This window comes from Asticcacaulis sp. P2_B1 (genome assembly GCF_056404915.1).
The window spans coordinates 1-17542 of the sequence record NZ_JBFUDD010000023.1 but is presented as its reverse complement, the minus strand read 5'-3'; the positions used below and the strand labels follow the sequence as shown (position 1 = coordinate 17542).

Below are 17542 nucleotides of genomic sequence, written 5' to 3'. Positions count from 1 at the left end.
GTGGCTTACAGACTTAAAGGCAAATCGAAGACAATTTCGGCGCCGCCTTCCGGCCGGTTACCGAAGCGCGCCGCACCGCCGACCTCAGCCAGCCGCCTCTGCAGACCCGGCAGGCCCAATCCGTCGCGTTGGCCGCCACCTTCGCCGCTCAGGACACTTTCGGAAAATCCGACACCATTGTCACGCACCACGATATCCAACCCATCACCGGCCAGGGTTACGGCAATACGGACTTCGGAGGCCTCGGCATGGCGGATGATATTGGATACGGCTTCTCGCAGGCCGCTGCCCAAGGCCTTTTGCAAGCGATAATCGAGCAGGATCAGGGGGGCGTCGTCCGGCCACAGTGGCCAGTCGACGGCGATATCGGCGGCTTCCAGGCGGCGAACGCACTCGTGACGAATATCGGCCAGGGCATGATCGAGCGGGGCCGCGGCGCCCATCAGGCCGCCAGCGATACTGCGGATGTCGGCCAAGGCGGCGTGCAACACCGGCCGTGTCCGCGCGTCGGCGGTGTTAAGACCGGACAATAGCCGGGCGCCGACGTCATCGTGAAGGTCCTGGGCCAGGCGACGACGTTCTTCCGAGGCGCCACGCTCATAGGCGTCGCGGCTGTGGGCGGCCGTCCGCAAGAGGACGATGAGTTGGCGCACCAGGGCCAGTTGCGAAGGTGAGAACAGTCCCCTGCCCTCGCGTGCCAGGCCGATCATCAGAGCCGATGTGTCGGCCACGGCCGGTATCCGCATGGCCAGACCGTCGTCGACGATCACTGCGTCCCCGGTCATCTCGATGGTTTCCAGGCGCAACGGCTTGAACAGGCTACGCAACAGGCCTTCCCAGCGCGCCTGTCTTTGCAAAGGCGTCGGTGCGAAGACGATGTCCATGACAGCGGCAAACATCGCCGTCTCGGTCATGGTCGAGCCCTGGGTAAAGCGGCGCCAGATGATCTCGCGCAAGGGCAGGTAGCCGAAGGCGACAACCAGCAGCGAGATGCCCAAGGCCCCTCCCCGGCCCAGGCCCAGCGCCATGACAAGGGCGGCGTCGATGGCGGCGAACAGGACGGCGGCCATCAGGTAAAACAGGATGCGGAAAGTCCAGTCCTGTAACTCGACGAGACAAAATCGCGCCACGCCCATGGCAAGGCCGGCATAGAAAGGAAAAAACAGGACCAGTAGCAAGGTGCCGCCTGTGCCATCGTGGGTGCCGCGAACAAGGTCGATCAATAGCAGGCAGCACCACAATGAAGCGCCGACGATGACCGACAGGGCCAGCCACATCAGCGCCGCCCGCTCACGGGGTGTACGCCGCGTGCGCAGCCATTGCCATACGATCAGAGCGATAATGGCCGACAGTTCGAGCAGGGGCACCATGATCCACAGGATATGGAGCCCGGCCCAGCCTGCGAAATAAACGATCGCATAGGGTACGATCAGGCCCAGCAGTCCCCAGGCCCAGCGCGCCGGCACCAGGCGCGCCGGATAGGTCAGGAACAGGGTCATCAGGGTCAGGTAGAAGGCTTGATTGCCCAGGCTGTTGCCGGCGCTTAACACTCGTTCGTACAGCGGATCGGAATAGGACGTCAGGGCGGAAAAGGTGGCGATACACAAAAGGGACACCATCCAGGCCAGGCCGTTCAGGGCAAAAACCTGGGTCGCCATTTCACGCGGTCGCAGAGCCCAAACCCAACCGCTCATGGCCATGCCGAGTACGCCCAGCACCGCTGGGGCTACATAGTCGAACGACGGCATGGCTCCGTGCGTTTCGTGCAGCGCAAAGCCCAGGCTGAGGGCTGCGAACGCCGTAGCCACCATGGCCACGACCGCCAGTCGAAGTTTGCCTGCCGCCCCCAATCGCGCCTCCCGATAACGCCGTTGTTCCATAAGGCAGTAATACGGCTTTAACCCTGAGACAATAGTCTGCACGCGGCTGGCGCTTGCCTTGCGGCAAATGTGCGTGTTATTACGATAGTTATACATATAACTGAGGCTGTTATGGAACTGAAGATCAGCAAGATCGGCAATTCGCTGGGTGTCATCCTGCCCAAGGATTTGCTGAACCGGCTCAAGCTGGACAAGGGCGACAGCGTCTTCCTGACCGAAACGCCCGACGGCTATCGTATCTCGCCCTACGACCCGGTCTATGCCGAACAGATGCAAACGGCGCGCGCCCTGATGAAAAAGCGCCGCAACGTCGTTCACGAACTGACCAAATAGCCATGAAATCGGCGTTTACCCTGCTGCGCGACGGCATCATCCAGGCGGTCCAGGCCGAAGTCGTGGCCGAACATGGCGGCCGCGTCGGCCTGCGTGAACTGAGCATGATGAAGATGCTCTATGCCCGTGCCCGGGCGCTGAACGAAAGCTCGGCGACCGATTTGGCGTCGTTAGCCGCCTGTTACGGCTATGGCCTGGCCCACGACCAGCTGTTTCACGACGGCAATCTGGCGACCGCCGTTGTCGTTATCGAGCTCTTCCTCAATCTCAACGGATACGAATTGAGTGCCGACGACACGACCTGCTTTCTGGGTCTGATGGTCGTCGCCGACGGTGAATTGAGCGCCGAAGCCTTCGCCAGCTGGATACGCACGCACATCGTGCCGCGCAAACCCGCAGCTTAAGGCCATATCGCGCACGTTAAGCCGGCGCTAACCTACTCTTTTAACGTCGAAAAAAGCTCGTCCTGTTACATTCGGCAACCCGACCCGCCGAAGATCCGTAACATGTACAGAGTTCTCTACTGCCTGCAGGCTCAGCACGACTGGCGGCTCGTTGCCTTGGCGGCGCTGGTTTGTGTCATAGCTTGCTCCGTCGCCGTCCTGCTCATCCGCCGCGCCGAAGCGACGACGGGTACTATCCGCCTGCGCTGGGCATTGACGGCAGGTACAGCTACCGGCTTCGGTATCTGGGCAACTCACTTCATCGCCATGCTGGCCTTCGATTCCGGCCACGCTGCCACCTACGATCTGCGGCTTACCTTGCTGTCGCTCCTCTGCGCCATGGCGGTCACCGCCGGCGGTATCGAAATCGCCGTCAGCAACGGTTTTCGTCTGGCGCGCCTGACCGGGGGCGCCGTTGTCGGGTCCGGCGTCTGTTCCATGCACTTCATCGGTATGATGGCGTTGGACTTACCCGGTCATATTATTTGGGATGTGCCGCTGGTCGTGGCGTCATTCGTTTTCGGCATCGCTTTCGCCGCTGCCGCCATGGGCGCGCTGGAGCTCAAAACCTCAAGGCTGGCCAATCCGCTCGCCGCCATCCTCCTGGTCCTGGCGATCGTCAGCCACCATTTTACCGCCATGGGCGCCGTCACCATCCTGCCCGACAGCCGCGTCGCTGCTACCGGGGTCGACGTGACCCCTTCCTCGATGTCGGCCATCCTTGCGCTCGCCGCCATCGCCGTCTTCAGCCTTTGCGTCTTCGCCGTCCTGTCCGGCCGCCGTCTCGATCATGTTCGGGCCGACAGCGACCGCCGCTTCCGCGTCCTGCTCGAAGGCATTGAGGACTGCGCCATCTTCATGCTCGACGCCGAAGGTCGCATCGTCGACTGGAACGCTGGCGGCGACCGCATCAACGGATACCGCACAGAGGACATCGTCGGCCAGGTTTACGGTGATATCTGCGCCGTCGACCACGACTTCCCCAGACAGTATCGCGAGGCGCTGGCCATTGCCGAACGCGACGGCCGCGCCGAGTTGGAAGGCCCTGGGAAGCGCGCCGACGGCCAGACATTCTGGGGGCATACCCTGCTGCGCGCCCTTCGCGACAATGACGGCAAACTTCTCGGTTTCGCCAATATCACCCAGGAAATTACAGCCCGCAAGGCCGCCGAGGACCGCATGCGCGAGGTCTCGCGCAATTTCGAGGCGGCCCTATCCAACATGTCGCAAGGCCTGTGCCTGTTCGATCGTAACGAACGCCTGATCCTCGCCAATTCACGCTTCAGCGAGCTTTACGAACTGGATGCAAATGTCGTCCGGCCGGGTGTCAGCTTCCGCGATCTGCTGATTGCCGCCAAGACGCGCCTCGATGGCCGCACGCCCGACGAGGATGCCATCGAGACCCTGCACGCCCGCCATCGTGCCACGATTGCCCATCCCGACGGCGGCGTTCTTGTCTCGGACATGATCGCCAATCGCGCCATGTCAGTCTCACACCGCCCAATGCCTGACGGTGGCTGGGTCTCGACCTTTGACGACATTACCGAACGCCGTAACAATGAGGCCCGCATCGCTCACATGGCGCGCCACGACGGCTTGACCGGCCTGCCCAACCGGTTGCATTTCAACGACTATCTCGATGAAGAGCTGGCCTGGGCCGGCCGCCAGCTGCAGCGCGTCGCCGTCATCGCCATCGACCTCGACCGCTTCAAGGACATCAACGATCAGCGCGGTCACGCCGCCGGCGACGCCGTGCTGAAAGCCGTAGCCGCACGCCTTAGCGCCATCCGCGGCAAGAACGAATTCATCGCGTGTTTCGGCGGCGACGAATTTGCGGCCTTGTTGCGTTACGATACACCCCAGGACCTGCATGACTTCATGGTGCGCGTACGCGAGTGTTTCGCCCTTCCCCTCCTCGTCGATGACGCCGAGATCGTGCCGCACGGCTCAATCGGTGTTGCTCTCTATCCGCAGGACGGCTCGACGCGCGAGGCCCTGCTCAACAATGCCGGCCTGGCGCTCTACCGCGCCAAGACCAGCATCGGCGACAAGGCATGCTATTTCGACGCTACGATGGACGAGGTCGCTCGCGACCGCCGCACCATGGCCAAGGATCTGCTCCACGCTTTGGAGCACGACGAATTCCGCGTCTTTTACCAGGTCCAGGCCTCGGTCGCGACGCGCGAAATCACCGGTTACGAAGCCCTGATCCGCTGGAAGCACCCATCGCGCGGTTTCGTCTCCCCGATGGACTTCATCTCCGTGGCCGAGGAAAGCGGCGCCATTATCGATATCGGCGCCTGGGTCCTGCGCACCGCTTGCGCCGAGGCCGCCCAGTGGGAGAACAGCCTCAAGATTGCCGTCAATCTGTCGCCGGTCCAGCTCAATGACACCAACCTGATCGATATTGTGCGTGGAATCCTGATCGAAACCGGCCTTGATCCTCGCCGGCTGGAGCTGGAAATCACCGAATCGACCATTATCGACGACAAGCAGCGCGCCTTGCACATCTTGCGGCAGATCAAGGCCTTGGGCGTGACCATTGCGCTCGACGATTTCGGCACCGGCTACGCTTCGCTCGATACACTCAATGCCTTCCCGTTCGACAAGATCAAGATCGATCGCTCATTCCTGGTCGAGACCGGTGGCGGCGATGGAGGCAAGAATCAGCAGTCGCGCGCCATTGTCCGTGCCGTTATCGCGCTCGGCAAATCCCTGGGGATTCCGGTCCTAGCCGAGGGCGTCGAAACGGAAAGCCACATGTCGTTGTTACTGGAAGAAGGCTGCGAGGGTGCCCAGGGCTATCTGCTGGGCCGGCCGGTCGAACATATCCCATCGCCATTGCGCCTGGCCGCCGGTTGAAGCGTAGACAGGAGGGCGTGTCCACAGCTTGACATGACATCAGCCCCCTGCCCCGTTTCACGAAACCAGGCGCTCGATGCCATCCGGGCGATGCCTTTTTTCACTCGGTGTGAAATGCGTCGATCATCTCCAGGGATTCTGCGAGGATGTGGCGCATGGCCGCCTCTGCCACCTCAGCCTGACCGTTCTCAATGGCGACCAGCACAGCCTCATGATCGGCGATGCTGGCCGAATGACCGGCGATACGGTTGGTCAATCCGATCGAGATGGTCAGAGCGGTGTGGATCAGTTCCTTCAGTTGGATGAGGAACGGATTACCAGATGCCTTGAGGATGGCAACATGGAAATCGATATCCGCCAGCAGAGCCAGGTCGTGATGATCGGCCTCGTCGCGCATCCCATTGAGCCCTGCCCTTATCGCCTTGATGTCCGCCCGCGTCGCGCGTTTGGCTGCCAAGTGCGCCGCGGTCGGCTCGATCGCCAACCGAACCTCGGTCAGATCGCGATAGATCGTGTTGGAATAGGGCCGCTCCATCATCCAGCGCGAGATGTCCGGATCGAGTAGATTCCAGTTCGAGACGGCTTCGACACGAGTGCCCTGGCGCGGCCGCGAGCTTAGGAGGCCCTTGGCCGCCAACATCTTGACCGCTTCGCGCGCGACCGTGCGGCTGGCCTGGTATTGGGTGCAGAGCTCGGCTTCGGTCGGAAACCCGCTCTCTTCGAACTCACCGATGACGATAGCCTGGCCCAGGGTTTCGAGCAGGCTGTAGGTTAGACTTATCCCCGGAGTGTGACGCATGATATCTCCCAACAGTTTTTGGCCCACATGTTTTTATGCGTGGTGTCCAATCAACCGGCTTTTTGATAGGTGAGACACGTCCACAGGTCGACCTGTCACCTAAAATCCGGCTATGGTCTTCATTTAATTGAAAATTTCAGACTTGTCACATTTCATTTTCGTCCCCCTGCCCTCCCCGCCCGCAAGTCCTTGATTTCGTTATGGGAGCGCTATCATATTATACGATCACAGCCGCGTGATAACCCCGCCTTTACACTTTATTCACCAAACTCGGCGACTCATGGTTCACCACCTGTCCACACGCCAAGACGTGGCCGCGTCCTTTATGCAAGTGGCGCACAGGCCAAGTCGTCCCACCCGTGGACAGATGGAGATGGGTCCGCCGCGACCTGTCGCCATGACTGCATATAGCCATTTCGACCTGAGGACACTCCAACATGTCGCGTATTCCGCCGCCCAACACGCCCGCCAGACCACAACCCGACGCCGCGACGTGTCCACAGGTTGCTACGTCGGCAAGCGGGCGGGGCGACACGCCCGCATTTCCGGTTGCGGAGGTGGCGAAAGGCGGACCTGTGCAGAACCTGACCTATGGTGGCGTGCGCACGTCCGCACACCCGCACCCATACGCGTCGCCACGTTTACACCCCGCCGTGTCGCCCTATGCACCCGCACGCACCTCCGCCTATCCACGCGTCTACAAGTAAAAACGAGGACTTTTCACCATGAAGACCCTGGCTATCGTTTCGCAGAAGGGCGGTGTCGGCAAGACGACGATCGCGGTCCATATCGCCGTCGCTGCCGCCCGTTCCGGCTATTCTGTCGCTATCATCGACCTCGACCCGCAGGCGACCGCCGCCCAGTGGGCCGACTGGCGCGGGGCAGGGGAGGGCGCTTCGGAAAATCCCGTCGTCGTCGCCGCTCCACACGCGCGCCTAGTGCCTACCTTGAAAGAGGCCGAGAAGATGGGGGTCGACCTCGTCATTCTCGATTCGCCGCCGGCCGCCGATTCGGCTGCAGTTGCTGCTGCCAAGCAGGCCGATTTGGTGCTGATCCCGACCCGGGCCTCGGCCTTCGACCTTCACGCCATCAAGACGACCGCTGAACTGGTACGTGTGGCGCAAAAGCCGGCCAGCGTCCTGCTCAATGCGGTGCCGCCGCGCGCCAACAGCCTGATCGAGGAGGTGGCGACCGTCATCCATTCGCTCAACCTGTCGATCGCGCCGGTCTGCCTGGTCGATCGCGCGGCCCTGCGCCACGCCGTCATCAACGGATTGACGGCCAGCGAATACGAACCCGCCGGCAAGGCCGCCGATGAGGTCGAAAAACTTTACGCGTGGGTGTGTGGACGTCTCGACATGCCGACAACCAAACCTGCCGACACAACAACTCAAGAAACTCTTAAAGGTGCCGCATGACCGCATCCCGCCCCAGCCTCGCTCAACGACTCGCCGCCGTCGCCGGCCCCCAGGTCTCCATCACCGATACCATTGGGAAGCAGGCAGCGCCCGAAATGAAGGTGCAGGCGCCCAAGGTCGCCAAACCCGCCGCCAAGATGCCGATCCAGGAGGCCGTGCCGGCGCCGGCCTCGACCACCACGCCGGCGCGCGTTGGCAAGGTCATGGTCGCCGGCTATTTCAGTCCGCAAATGGCCAAGTCGGTGAAACTGCTGGCGGTCGAACGTGATACGACGGTGCAGGCGCTGATAGGGGAGGGGCTCGACGCGGTGCTGCATAAGTATGGCAAGCATCCGATGGGGGAAAGGTAAGTCGTGGGGGCACAGCCCCCACACCCCGTAAATTGTCCGAGATCAGATCAAACTTCTTAGCCCTTAAAAAGGGTCCCACTTCGGGAACCCTTTTTAAGGGCTGAAAAGACTGGCCTTATCCTGAACGACTTACGGGGTGTGGGGTCCGCGACCCCTGCGTCTTCCCTCCCTATCGGAATCATGCCAACTTACCCCATGACCCGCCGCCGCGATCCCAATCCTTCGCTGGATTTCTTCATTCCCCTGCTGCACGACGTGCCGCTGAAGGACCAGCGCGAGATCATGGAGCGGCCGTTCTTCTCGTTGCAGAAGCGCAAGCGGCTCAAACCCATCGAATATACCAGTCCCGACGGCGATGTCTGGGTCAAGGTCGAGTCCATGCCCGCCTACGGCATGGCCACCATCTGGGACGCCRATATCCTGATCTGGGCCGCGTCGGCCCTCAACCGCATGAAGGCCCAGGGCGTCAACGACCTGCCGCGCACCCTCAAGACCACCACCTATGATCTCCTGCGCGCCATAAAACGCGATACCGGCGGCAAGGCCTATCAGGAGCTGCAGGCTGCCCTCGCACGACTGGAGACCACTTCCATCCGCACAAGCCTGCGGGCACCCACCCGGCGCCAGGAAGCCCAATTCGGCTGGCTCGACGGCTGGACACTGGAAATCGACCAGGTCACCGGCCAGCCCCGCGGCATGACCCTGACCTTGAGCAACTGGGTCTATGAAGGCATTGTCAGCGAGAAATCGCTTCTCACCATGCATCAGGACTATTTCCTGCTGACCGGCGGGCTTGAACGCGCGCTTTATCGTATCGCCCGCAAGCATGCCGGTGTGCAGGAAGACGGCTGGCTATGCCGGATTGAGATCCTGCATCAGAAAACCGGCTCCGACAGCCCGCTGAAAGAGTTCAACCGCATGCTGCGCAAGATCGTCGAGCGCAATCAGCTGCCGGAATACGACTTGACCCTGACCACCACGACCGACGGCTCGCCGGCCCTGTTCATCGTGTCGCGCCTAGCCCGCCTGGGCGAGACCGTCAGCGCCGAATTGGACGTGCTCAACCGCCAAAGCGAGATCAAGCCAAACCGCAAACGTGCCGCCGCAAGGGCTTAGCAGACCTCCTTATCGGGGGATCGCACACCCGCCCACAGCTGTGGATGCCTTATAGACCTTAAGATTCAGAGGCGGGGAGGAGTGGAAACTGCCCCGAATCATCGGGGGATTACACACCTGATTCGTTTTTCCGGCCATTCCAGGCGACTCATCCAGGCCTTCGGGGGATCGCACACCGTCTGTTATGGCGCCGATCCGCCACAAAACGACTGAAATGCGCCCGCCGGCACGGTGTTTCACCCACCCTCGGGGTATCGCACACCGCCGCTCTGTGGATAAAACAGTGGAAAAGACCGCCGGACCCGTTGTTCGAGACGGGGTTTCACCCACTTGTCCCACGGGTTATCACACACGCACCAAGCGGGGGATTACCCACCGCGCCACGGGGGAACACCCACTGAAGCAAAACCTAACTCCCTTAATTATAACGGGGAAAAGGCGCATTAACCCGCCTTAACTTACTTAAGGATTCTTCTAAAAGACTTTTTAACACGGCGAATGCGACAAAGGCGGTGTATGAAGCGGGTCTCTGGCCCTGAGATAGGCCAGACCCGCTCCGTAACAAAGGGTGTGTGATATAGAGCGATTCAAGGCTTATCCCTTGACCTCGGTTGCATTTGACCTCTAATCTGAATTCGAAGGCACCGCGACCCAAAGGTAAATTGCCGGGGGGCGGGACGGGGTGGCTTCATAACCGGGGGAGAACAGATATCGTGGCTAGCAGCGGGACAGTTCCTGCAACAGGCCACCCGGTCCCGGGTGTCAGCCCCTCCGTGCCCGACGTCACGCACGCCAAAAAGCTGATCGACGCCGTCAACGCCAAACACGATATCCAGACCAGCTTCGTGTCGACGCCCAAGCCGGACCCGCATGCCAACGACTTCTGGCGCCATGTCTTCGAAGGCGTAGGGCATTTCTTCGAAGCCGTCGGCAAGGTGTTTGCGCCACTCGGGCCTGTCTTGCCTTATCTGCTCTACCTATTGGGTTTCTGCGCCTTGGCGCTTCTACTGTCGCCGGTCGTGCGCCTGTTCCTGACCACCCGCTTCGAGCGCTTGTTCACCGGTCATAACCTCAAGGCCGATGCGGCATGGCGGCCGACACGCGAAGCCGTTGTCGCCTTGTTGCACGACATCGACGCCCTGGCGGCGCGTGGCGAATATGACGAGGCCGTCCACTTACTGCTGGTACGCAGTGTCGCCGACATCAACGCCTATCGCCCCGACCTGGTCCGTCCGCACATCTCGGCGCGCGAGATCTGTTCACACCCTCTGTTGCCCGAAGGCGCGCGCCCGGCCTTTGTCCGTATCGTCGGGTGGGTGGAAAAGAGCTATTTCGCCGGCATGGCGGTCGGCAAGGCCGGCTTTGATGCCTGTCGTCAGGCCTATGTGGACTTTGTCGCCGCGGAGGGCATAAGCTGATGGCCAAGCCCGCGACACCTAAAAAGAAACTGACCCTCGGCCCCGCGTCCGGCTGGTTGCCCGCTGTCATCGCTTTCCTGTGCTTGGCCATGTTCGCCATCGCCGTCCTGGTCCTGCTCGATGTCAACTCGGAGCCGGAAAGCCCGCAATCGGCTTCGGTCACAGCCGTGTCGGCCCAAGGCTATGCCGGCCTGCGCCGTTTGCTCGATGCCCAGGGCCATGTCACCTTGCTCAATCGCATGGAAGACACCGATGACGTCACCCGCGGCGATCTTGAGGTGATCACGCTCGATCTGCCTGGGCTTTACAACTACCCGATGGATTTCGACACGAGCAATAGTTCGGACAGCGCTTCCGATGACGATTCGGACCAGGCATCAGACAGTTCCGATAGTGCGTCATCCGCGTCTGAATCCTCCAACGGTGTCGACGACGGCTTCTACCCCAGCCCAGACCGGTCGAAGCACATGTTGTATAACCCGCTGGGGCACGCGGTCCTGGTCGTGGCGCCGAAATGGCAGGCCAGCCCCTATCTCAAACATCCGCGTTGGGCCAGCGACCCCCAGATCGCTCAGGACTCGGCCATCCGCGATATGCTGGCCGAATTGTCACCCATGACGGAAATGCCGACGCCCAAGGGCGCCAAGGGCAAGGTCCTGCGCCCCAAGGTCGCGGCCGGTCAGGACGTTTATGTCGAGGGGGATACAACCACCATCTACGACAATGTTCCCTATGTCATTACGCACAGCCCTGCGGCGGCTGATCTGATACTGCATGGCGCCAAGGGCGAGATGGCGGTCGGCAAGGTCGCCAGCCTGCAATCGATCACTGCGCCCAATCTGGTGCCGGTGCTGTTCGACCCCAACGGCGAGGCGGTCCTGTCGCGCGTCATCGTTACCGGCGGGCGCAAGGCGACTAAGACCCCAGTCTATCTGCTCAGCGACCCGGACCTGCTCAACAACCAGATACTCAGCGACCCACGCAAGGTCGTGGCCGCGCTGAGCCTGGTCGACCAGGTCGCGCCGGTGCAAAAGAAACCGTATTCGGTCGTCTTCAATCAGGTCTTCAACGGTCAATCCTTCGATCACGACCTGATGCATGCGCTCAGCCGTCCGCCTTATCTCGGCATACCCTTAAGCTTGCTGGTCCTGGGCCTGGGCCTGATGTGGGCGGCCTTCGCTCGTTTCGGTCCGGCACGCGAAGTGCCGGTCGAGCCGCCTCTGGGCCGCGGTGTCAAGGTCCTCGCCGACAATGCGGCCCGCCTGATGGCCATGACCTTGAAGGAAGTGAAACTCGGCAGCGCCTATGCTCAGCTGATGCGCGATATCGTCCTGAAAAATCGCGGCTACCTGCAAATCCAACCCAATACATCGCTCGATGAGCTGGCCGACAAGATTGGCCGCAGCCACGGGACGACTGATAATTATCTTGACCTCAGGGACCGGGCGGCGCGCATCGTCACGGTTCACCAACTCATTGACGTGACGCTGCGGCTGCACGCCTGGAAGACGGAGATAGAACGTGCTCATATCTGATATCCAAAACCTGGCCGGCCAATTGCGGGCCGAGATCGGCAAGGTCATTGTCGGCCAGACCGATACCGTCGATCTCTTGCTGACCGCCTTGTTCTCCGGCGGCCACGTCCTGCTCGAAGGGCCGCCTGGCACCGCCAAGACCCTGCTGGCGCGTACCTTCTGCCAAAGCCTGTCGTTGAAATTCGGCCGCATCCAGTTCACCCCCGACATGCTGCCGGGCGACGTACTGGGTTCGAACCTGTTCAACTTCCAGACCTCGGCCTTCTCGCTGTCGAAGGGGCCGATCTTCTGCGACCTGCTACTGGCTGACGAAATCAACCGCACCCCGCCCAAGACCCAGGCAGCCCTGCTTGAAGCCATGCAGGAGCGCCACGTCACGCTCGACGGCAAGCGTCACGATCTCGGCGCCCACTTCACCGTCATCGCCACCCAGAACCCGATCGAGCAACAGGGCACCTATCCGCTGCCGGAAGCGCAGCTCGACCGCTTTCTGTTCAAACACATCCTGGGCTACCCCAGCCTGGAGGAAGAAAAGCGCATCGTCGACACCTCGGGCAATGCCTCGGCCGCGAACGATCCGGTGACGGCTGGCGTCACCGCCGTGCTCAGTGCCGCCCAATTGACCGAAGCCATCAATACGGTGGCGGGCGTCAAGCTGAACGACGCCAATCTCAACTATATCGTTGCCCTGATCCGCGCCACCCGTGAAGCGCCGCAACTGTCGGTGGGGGCCAGTCCGCGCGCCGGCGCCCTGTTGGCGCGCGCCGCCCGGGCCAAGGCCACGCTCGACGGCCGCGACTATGTCCTGCCCGACGATATCAAGGCGCTTTACCGTCCGTGCATGCGCCACCGCGTCCTGCTGTCGCCTTCGGCCGAAATCGAAGGCCAGAATGTCGACAGCGTCCTGCAAGGTCTCCTCGAACGGATTGAAATACCGCGCTGATGTCCATCTATCCCACCCCGCGACTGCTGATCATTCTTGGCCTTGGCATACCCCTTGCCATCGGCGCGGGACTGTATGCGCCGTCGCTGTGGGCGTGGGTGCCGCTGATCATGGCCCTGCTGTTCGTCCTGGCCATACTGGACGGCTTTTTCGCGCCGGTAGGGCAGGGGCTGGAGTTCGAGGTCAAGCTGCCGAAGTCGATGGGCGTCGGCCGCGAACAGAGCCAGCCCTTTACTGCGCGTTTTACCAAATGGCGGCAACCGCAGCGCATCGAACTGCGCCTGGGTCTCAACGGCCTTCTGGCTCTGTCGGATTACGACCGCAGCATGACGCGCGGCGACGACAAGACCTTCCGCGGCACCTTGACCCTGAAGGCCAAGGCGCGCGGCCAAGGTGAGATCGATGCCGCCTATATCCGCTGGCAAGGCTTTATGGGCCTGGTCTATGTCCAGACCAAGATCAAGCTCGACAAGTTGATCGTCATCACGCCCGACCTGAAAGGCGTCGAGCAGGATGCCTCCGACCTATTCTCGATCGACAACATCTATGGCATCCGGGTTCAGAACCAGCTGTACAACGGTTCGGAATACCACGCCCTGCGTGAATACGACGCCTCGCAGGATCACCGCCGCATCGACTGGCGCTCATCCGCCCGCCACATGAAGCTGTACAGCCGCGAATTCCAGGCCGAACGCAATCACCATATCGTCCTGGTCTACGATACCGGCCGTCTGATGGGCGAGCCCCTGGCCGGGCTGAAGCGTATCGACCGCGCCATCTATGCCGGTCTTTTGCTGGGCTATACGGCGTTGAAGATCGGCGACAATATTCGCACCTTCGCTTTCGATTCCAAGCCCTATCATGCCGCGCCGATGATTTCCGGCACCAATGGCTTCGAGAACCTGAAACACCAGTTGTCGTCCCTGACCGACTCGACAGAGGAATCGAACCACACACTCGCCCTGGCCGATCTCAACGCCAAGGTGGCGCGACGGTCGCTGATCATCCTCTTCACCGACTTCATCGACGAGATCAGCGCCGACCTGATGCTGGAGGGCCTTAACCGCCTCAGTCGCAAGCACCTGGTCATGTTCGTCGCCTTCAAGGACGAGGTCGTTGACGACCTGCTCAATCGCGCGCCGAAACAGCCCGAGGACGTGACGCGGGCCGTCTTCGCCAAACGCCTGTCGAACCAGCGCGAGCGCGTGTTTGCGCAACTGCGCCGTCAGGGTGTCGAGGTGCTGGAAGCGCCGACCGAAGCCATGGCGACGGCGATCGTCAGCAAATATCTGGCGCTTAAACGCGCCGATCGATTGTAGGGGAGGGGTCAGATGTTAGACGAACCGCTGAGGCCCGAGCCTCCGAAACCCGTCCTCCAGCTCAAGAGCCAAAAATTCCGCGAAGCGCGACAGGCCGACTGGAAGGCGCTCAACAGTCAGCTCGACAAGGTCGAAAAGCAGGGCCTGGGCAGTTTCAGCATCGACGAGTTACTGAATCTGCCGGTGCTCTACCGCTCGGCCATGTCGTCGTTGTCGATGGCGCAGTCGATCTCACTCGACCGCAACATGATCACCTATCTGCAGGCTCTGTGCGCCCGCGCCTATGTCTATATCTACGGCCCGCACACCCGCTTGAAAGACGTGCTCAACAGCTTCTTCGTGCGTAACTGGCCTAAAAGCGTGCGCGCCCTGGGCATGGAAATTGGCTTGGCCTTCGTGCTCACCGTCGCCGGCGTGGTATTGGGCTGGCTGCTATGCGCCCATTCATCCACCTGGTACGACATTTTTATCCCACCCGGTTACAGCCAGGGTCGCGACCTTACCAGCACTGCCCAGCAGTTGCGTGAGACCCTGGGCGGTGCGCCCAAGGATGCCTTGTTGTCGCCGTTTGCTGTCTTCCTGATGACGCACAATACCCAGGTCGCCATCATGGCCTTTGCCCTGGGCGCCATTTTCGGCCTACCGACGATCGTCCTGCTGCTGCAAAACGGCGTCACCATGGGCGCCATGCTGTGGCTGTTTTTCAGCAAGGGGGTGGGATTCGAATTCGCCGCCTGGCTGACGATCCACGGCACGACCGAGCTGCTCGCCATCATTGTCGCCGGTGGTTGCGGGTTCCACATCGCCCGGCGACTGGTCTTCCCAGGCGACGCCACCCGCCTTAGCGCCATGGCCGACGCCGGGCGACTGACCGGCACGGTGATGATCGGGGTCGCCCTGATGCTGACGATCGCCGGCTGCCTGGAAGGCATCGGACGCCAGACCATCCTCGACCCGTTTGTCCGTATCGCCATCGGCATCACCATGCTGACTTTGTGGTGTGTATACTTCCTCTTCGTCGGCAAAAAAGATGAGGCCGTCGATGGCTAAGGCGAAACGCGACCTGCTGGCCGACGCGCCCTATGGCGAATACGGTCGTTCGGCGACGGAAATCCTGACCCCGGAAGGCATCGTTCTGCCCTTCATCAAGGCCAGTTTCGGCGAACGCGTCGGCGCCATCGTCATCGATTTCATCATCCTGGCCGTTCTACCGATCGTCGTCTTTATCGTCTATATTGCCTTGCCCTTCCACGAAGAGTTCATGAAGGAGCATAAGATCGCGGCGTCGATTCTTGGCATGGCGCTCTATGCCTTCTTTTTCTTCCTGCGCTCGGGCTATTTCATGGCTTTCGAGATGGGCAAATACGCCGCCACGCCAGGCAAGCGCATTATGAAACTGCGCGTCATCGCCCATGATGGCGGTCAGTTGACGCCGGCGGCGATTTTCACCCGCAACGCCTTGCGTGAGGTCGAGCTGTTCATGCCGATCGGCATCCTGATGGCCGGTGCCGGGACGCCCGGCCGCGGCTGGATCGGGCTGATCTCGTTTCTGTGGGCCCTGGCTCTGCTGTTGCTGCCGGTGTTCAACAAACAACATGCGCGGCTGGGCGACTTCCTGGCGGGCACGCGCGTCGTCCATATGCCGAAGGCAGCCTTGAGCTACGATCTTGTCGATATGGACAGCGACCGTCAATTGGGCCTGACCTTCACGCCGGAACAACTGGCCTATGGTGAGATGGAGCTGGGCGTGCTGGAGCAGGTGTTGCGCGACCGCAAGCCCGCCGTCATGCGCGCCGTCGCCGAGAAGATCAAGGCGCGGATCCACTGGCAGACGCCGAAGAACGATATCTACGCACCGTCTGACGAGGTCTTCCTCAAGGCCTATTATGGCGCCTTGCGGGCCTGGCTGGAAAGCAAGATGTTGCTGGGCAAGCGGCGCAAGGACAAGACCGAGCCGGCACTGTCCTGACCGACGTAGCTTGGGCCTGATCAGGCAAAGACATTGGCGGTCTGGTCCGGCGTCGACTTGTCCTTGCTTTCACGCAATGAGACGTAGATGGCGACAACCAGGACGTTGTCGAGAACGCTCTGGACACCGTTGACGACGACCTGGGCCATGGTCGCGGTCAGGCTGCCGACCGTGCTGAACTGCATGATCGTCATGGTGGCGGCGCTGGTGACGGCGCCAATCAACATACCGAAGACGACCAGCAACAAAAGAATCATCCAGCGGTGATTACGTGTAAGGTCGAACGAACGCTGGACGCTGCCCCACAGGCCAAGTCCGGGTTCGCCGACACGTGCCGGAATGGCGACATAGGCGGCCAGCATGAACATAACCCCAGGTACGACCAGAAGGACGAAACCCAGCGCCATAAGGAATCCGACCATGAGCGAGATGATGAGGATGGGGATGATATTGCCGAGGGCGTGGGCGATGACGGTACCCGCGGTGACCGGTTTGCCGACCGCGCGCAGGATGGCGACTTCGGTAATGGCGGCCAGGTTGAAGAGCTGAAACGCGGCCAACAGGATGCCGGCGCCGGCGATCCAGGCCCAATAGACGGGCGCCATGCCCTGGACTTTTTGGGGCCAGTCGACCTGGGTCACACCCGCGAAATTGAACAGACCGTAATTGATGATCGCGGCCGGCAGAACGTAGGCGATCAGGCCCAGGCCCAGGAACAGCAGAAAATTCTCGCCGATGATTTTGAAAAAGCGGTTGAAAACCCCGCCGAAGCTAAATGCCGTCATTAGCCTTCCCCCTTGGAATAGAGGCAGGTTAGACCGCATCGTCCGGTTTGCCAACCCCGTTAGCAAAAGCAAAACTGTCACGATTTTTAGCTTGCCTTGGCCGCGGTTTTTGGGCTTTGTGCCGGCGATGCTTTTTAGGGCGTAGCAGCGCCAGACCTATTGAAGAGGGCTGTATTTTATGAAGATTACGATGATTGGTTCTGGTTATGTTGGCCTTGTCTCGGGTGTTTGCCTGGCTGAGTACGGCCATGAGGTCGTGTGTATGGACAAGGACGTGGCCAAGATCGAGGGGCTTCGGGCGGGCAAGATCCCGATCTTCGAGCCTGGCCTTGAAGAAATGGTCCATGACAATGTCAAGGCGGGCCGCCTGAC

The 17542-nt window shown here is 61.2% G+C and carries 15 protein-coding genes and 1 pseudogene; 13 read left to right on the top strand and 3 right to left on the bottom strand.

Translation table 11 applies throughout. The annotated features are described in order from the left end of the window. Positions 1 to 5: 5 nt before the first annotated feature. Complete coding sequence (locus tag AC1DX3_RS24110) at positions 6 to 1880, bottom strand: sensor histidine kinase (protein WP_476991911.1); 1875 nt, start codon at positions 1878 to 1880, stop codon at positions 6 to 8. A 111-nt stretch (positions 1881 to 1991) separates the two neighbouring features. On the opposite strand from AC1DX3_RS24110, the gene AC1DX3_RS24105 reads away from it, so the two are divergent. The 3 genes from AC1DX3_RS24105 to AC1DX3_RS24095 all read left to right on the top strand — a co-directional run bounded on the left by AC1DX3_RS24105 (position 1992) and on the right by AC1DX3_RS24095 (position 5518). Further along, on the top strand, positions 1992 to 2213 hold the full coding sequence (locus AC1DX3_RS24105; protein ID WP_476991910.1) for an AbrB/MazE/SpoVT family DNA-binding domain-containing protein: 222 nt from the start codon (positions 1992 to 1994) through the stop codon (positions 2211 to 2213). Between the two features lie 2 nt (positions 2214 to 2215). Beyond that, positions 2216 to 2617 (top strand): type II toxin-antitoxin system death-on-curing family toxin, encoded by a 402-nt coding sequence (locus tag AC1DX3_RS24100; RefSeq protein WP_476991909.1) that lies wholly within the window; start codon positions 2216 to 2218, stop codon positions 2615 to 2617. 102 nt (positions 2618 to 2719) lie between these two features. Beyond that, entirely contained in the window at positions 2720 to 5518 is a 2799-nt protein-coding gene (locus tag AC1DX3_RS24095; protein WP_476991908.1) for a bifunctional diguanylate cyclase/phosphodiesterase, read from the top strand. 100 nt (positions 5519 to 5618) lie between these two features. Here the strand turns inward: AC1DX3_RS24095 and AC1DX3_RS24090 are convergent, their stop codons facing one another. Beyond that, entirely contained in the window at positions 5619 to 6317 is a 699-nt protein-coding gene (locus AC1DX3_RS24090) for a FadR/GntR family transcriptional regulator (RefSeq protein ID WP_476991907.1), read from the bottom strand. A gap of 725 nt (positions 6318 to 7042) precedes the next feature. Between AC1DX3_RS24090 and AC1DX3_RS24085 the strand changes: the two genes are divergently transcribed. The 9 genes from AC1DX3_RS24085 to AC1DX3_RS24045 all read left to right on the top strand — a co-directional run bounded on the left by AC1DX3_RS24085 (position 7043) and on the right by AC1DX3_RS24045 (position 16385). Beyond that, positions 7043 to 7735: an AAA family ATPase gene (locus AC1DX3_RS24085; RefSeq protein WP_476991906.1), complete on the top strand. Its 693-nt coding sequence runs from the start codon at positions 7043 to 7045 to the stop codon at positions 7733 to 7735. Beyond that, a complete protein-coding gene (locus tag AC1DX3_RS24080; protein WP_476991905.1) occupies positions 7732 to 8085 on the top strand; it encodes a ribbon-helix-helix domain-containing protein in 354 nt (117 codons plus the stop codon). Before AC1DX3_RS24085 ends, AC1DX3_RS24080 begins: the two co-directional genes overlap by 4 nt. Before the next feature lie 195 nt (positions 8086 to 8280). After that, positions 8281 to 9201, top strand: a complete 921-nt coding sequence (locus AC1DX3_RS24075; protein ID WP_476991904.1) for a replication initiator protein A — start codon at positions 8281 to 8283, stop codon at positions 9199 to 9201. Positions 9202 to 9974: 773 nt separating this feature from the next. After that, a complete protein-coding gene (locus tag AC1DX3_RS24070) occupies positions 9975 to 10619 on the top strand; it encodes a hypothetical protein (RefSeq protein ID WP_476991903.1) in 645 nt (214 codons plus the stop codon). Continuing rightward, complete coding sequence (locus tag AC1DX3_RS24065; protein ID WP_476991902.1) at positions 10619 to 12154, top strand: hypothetical protein; 1536 nt, start codon at positions 10619 to 10621, stop codon at positions 12152 to 12154. Before AC1DX3_RS24070 ends, AC1DX3_RS24065 begins: the two co-directional genes overlap by 1 nt. Then, positions 12141 to 13097 carry an AAA family ATPase gene (locus AC1DX3_RS24060; protein ID WP_476991901.1) on the top strand — a complete coding sequence of 319 codons (957 nt, stop codon included), beginning with the start codon at positions 12141 to 12143 and terminating at the stop codon, positions 13095 to 13097. The genes AC1DX3_RS24065 and AC1DX3_RS24060 overlap by 14 nt, the downstream gene beginning before the upstream one ends. Further along, positions 13097 to 14416 carry a DUF58 domain-containing protein gene (locus tag AC1DX3_RS24055; RefSeq protein WP_476991900.1) on the top strand — a complete coding sequence of 440 codons (1320 nt, stop codon included), beginning with the start codon at positions 13097 to 13099 and terminating at the stop codon, positions 14414 to 14416. The genes AC1DX3_RS24060 and AC1DX3_RS24055 overlap by 1 nt, the downstream gene beginning before the upstream one ends. 12 nt (positions 14417 to 14428) lie before the next feature. After that, on the top strand, positions 14429 to 15466 hold the full coding sequence (locus AC1DX3_RS24050; protein ID WP_476991899.1) for a stage II sporulation protein M: 1038 nt from the start codon (positions 14429 to 14431) through the stop codon (positions 15464 to 15466). Next, positions 15459 to 16385, top strand: a complete 927-nt coding sequence (locus tag AC1DX3_RS24045; RefSeq protein ID WP_476991898.1) for an RDD family protein — start codon at positions 15459 to 15461, stop codon at positions 16383 to 16385. Before AC1DX3_RS24050 ends, AC1DX3_RS24045 begins: the two co-directional genes overlap by 8 nt. A 20-nt stretch (positions 16386 to 16405) precedes the next feature. Here the strand turns inward: AC1DX3_RS24045 and AC1DX3_RS24040 are convergent, their stop codons facing one another. After that, positions 16406 to 17170, bottom strand: a complete 765-nt coding sequence (locus AC1DX3_RS24040) for a hypothetical protein (protein ID WP_476991897.1) — start codon at positions 17168 to 17170, stop codon at positions 16406 to 16408. 178 nt (positions 17171 to 17348) lie between these two features. On the opposite strand from AC1DX3_RS24040, the pseudogene AC1DX3_RS24035 reads away from it, so the two are divergent. Next, positions 17349 to 17542, top strand: a pseudogene (locus tag AC1DX3_RS24035) (UDP-glucose 6-dehydrogenase); the annotation flags it as partial.

Bases quoted from the DNA above. Each gene is read 5' to 3' on its own strand.
- AC1DX3_RS24055 (WP_476991900.1), top strand. From the start codon at position 13,097: ATGTCCATCTATCCCACCCCGCGACTGCTGATCATTCTTGGCCTTGGC.
- AC1DX3_RS24065 (WP_476991902.1), top strand. From the start codon at position 10,619: ATGGCCAAGCCCGCGACACCTAAAAAGAAACTGACCCTCGGCCCCGCG.
- AC1DX3_RS24050 (WP_476991899.1), top strand. From the start codon at position 14,429: ATGTTAGACGAACCGCTGAGGCCCGAGCCTCCGAAACCCGTCCTCCAG.
- AC1DX3_RS24110 (WP_476991911.1), bottom strand. From the start codon at position 1,880: ATGGAACAACGGCGTTATCGGGAGGCGCGATTGGGGGCGGCAGGCAAA.
- AC1DX3_RS24040 (WP_476991897.1), bottom strand. From the start codon at position 17,170: ATGACGGCATTTAGCTTCGGCGGGGTTTTCAACCGCTTTTTCAAAATC.
- AC1DX3_RS24105 (WP_476991910.1), top strand. From the start codon at position 1,992: ATGGAACTGAAGATCAGCAAGATCGGCAATTCGCTGGGTGTCATCCTG.
- AC1DX3_RS24090 (WP_476991907.1), bottom strand. From the start codon at position 6,317: ATGCGTCACACTCCGGGGATAAGTCTAACCTACAGCCTGCTCGAAACC.
- AC1DX3_RS24095 (WP_476991908.1), top strand. From the start codon at position 2,720: ATGTACAGAGTTCTCTACTGCCTGCAGGCTCAGCACGACTGGCGGCTC.
- AC1DX3_RS24080 (WP_476991905.1), top strand. From the start codon at position 7,732: ATGACCGCATCCCGCCCCAGCCTCGCTCAACGACTCGCCGCCGTCGCC.
- AC1DX3_RS24045 (WP_476991898.1), top strand. From the start codon at position 15,459: ATGGCTAAGGCGAAACGCGACCTGCTGGCCGACGCGCCCTATGGCGAA.
- AC1DX3_RS24100 (WP_476991909.1), top strand. From the start codon at position 2,216: ATGAAATCGGCGTTTACCCTGCTGCGCGACGGCATCATCCAGGCGGTC.
- AC1DX3_RS24085 (WP_476991906.1), top strand. From the start codon at position 7,043: ATGAAGACCCTGGCTATCGTTTCGCAGAAGGGCGGTGTCGGCAAGACG.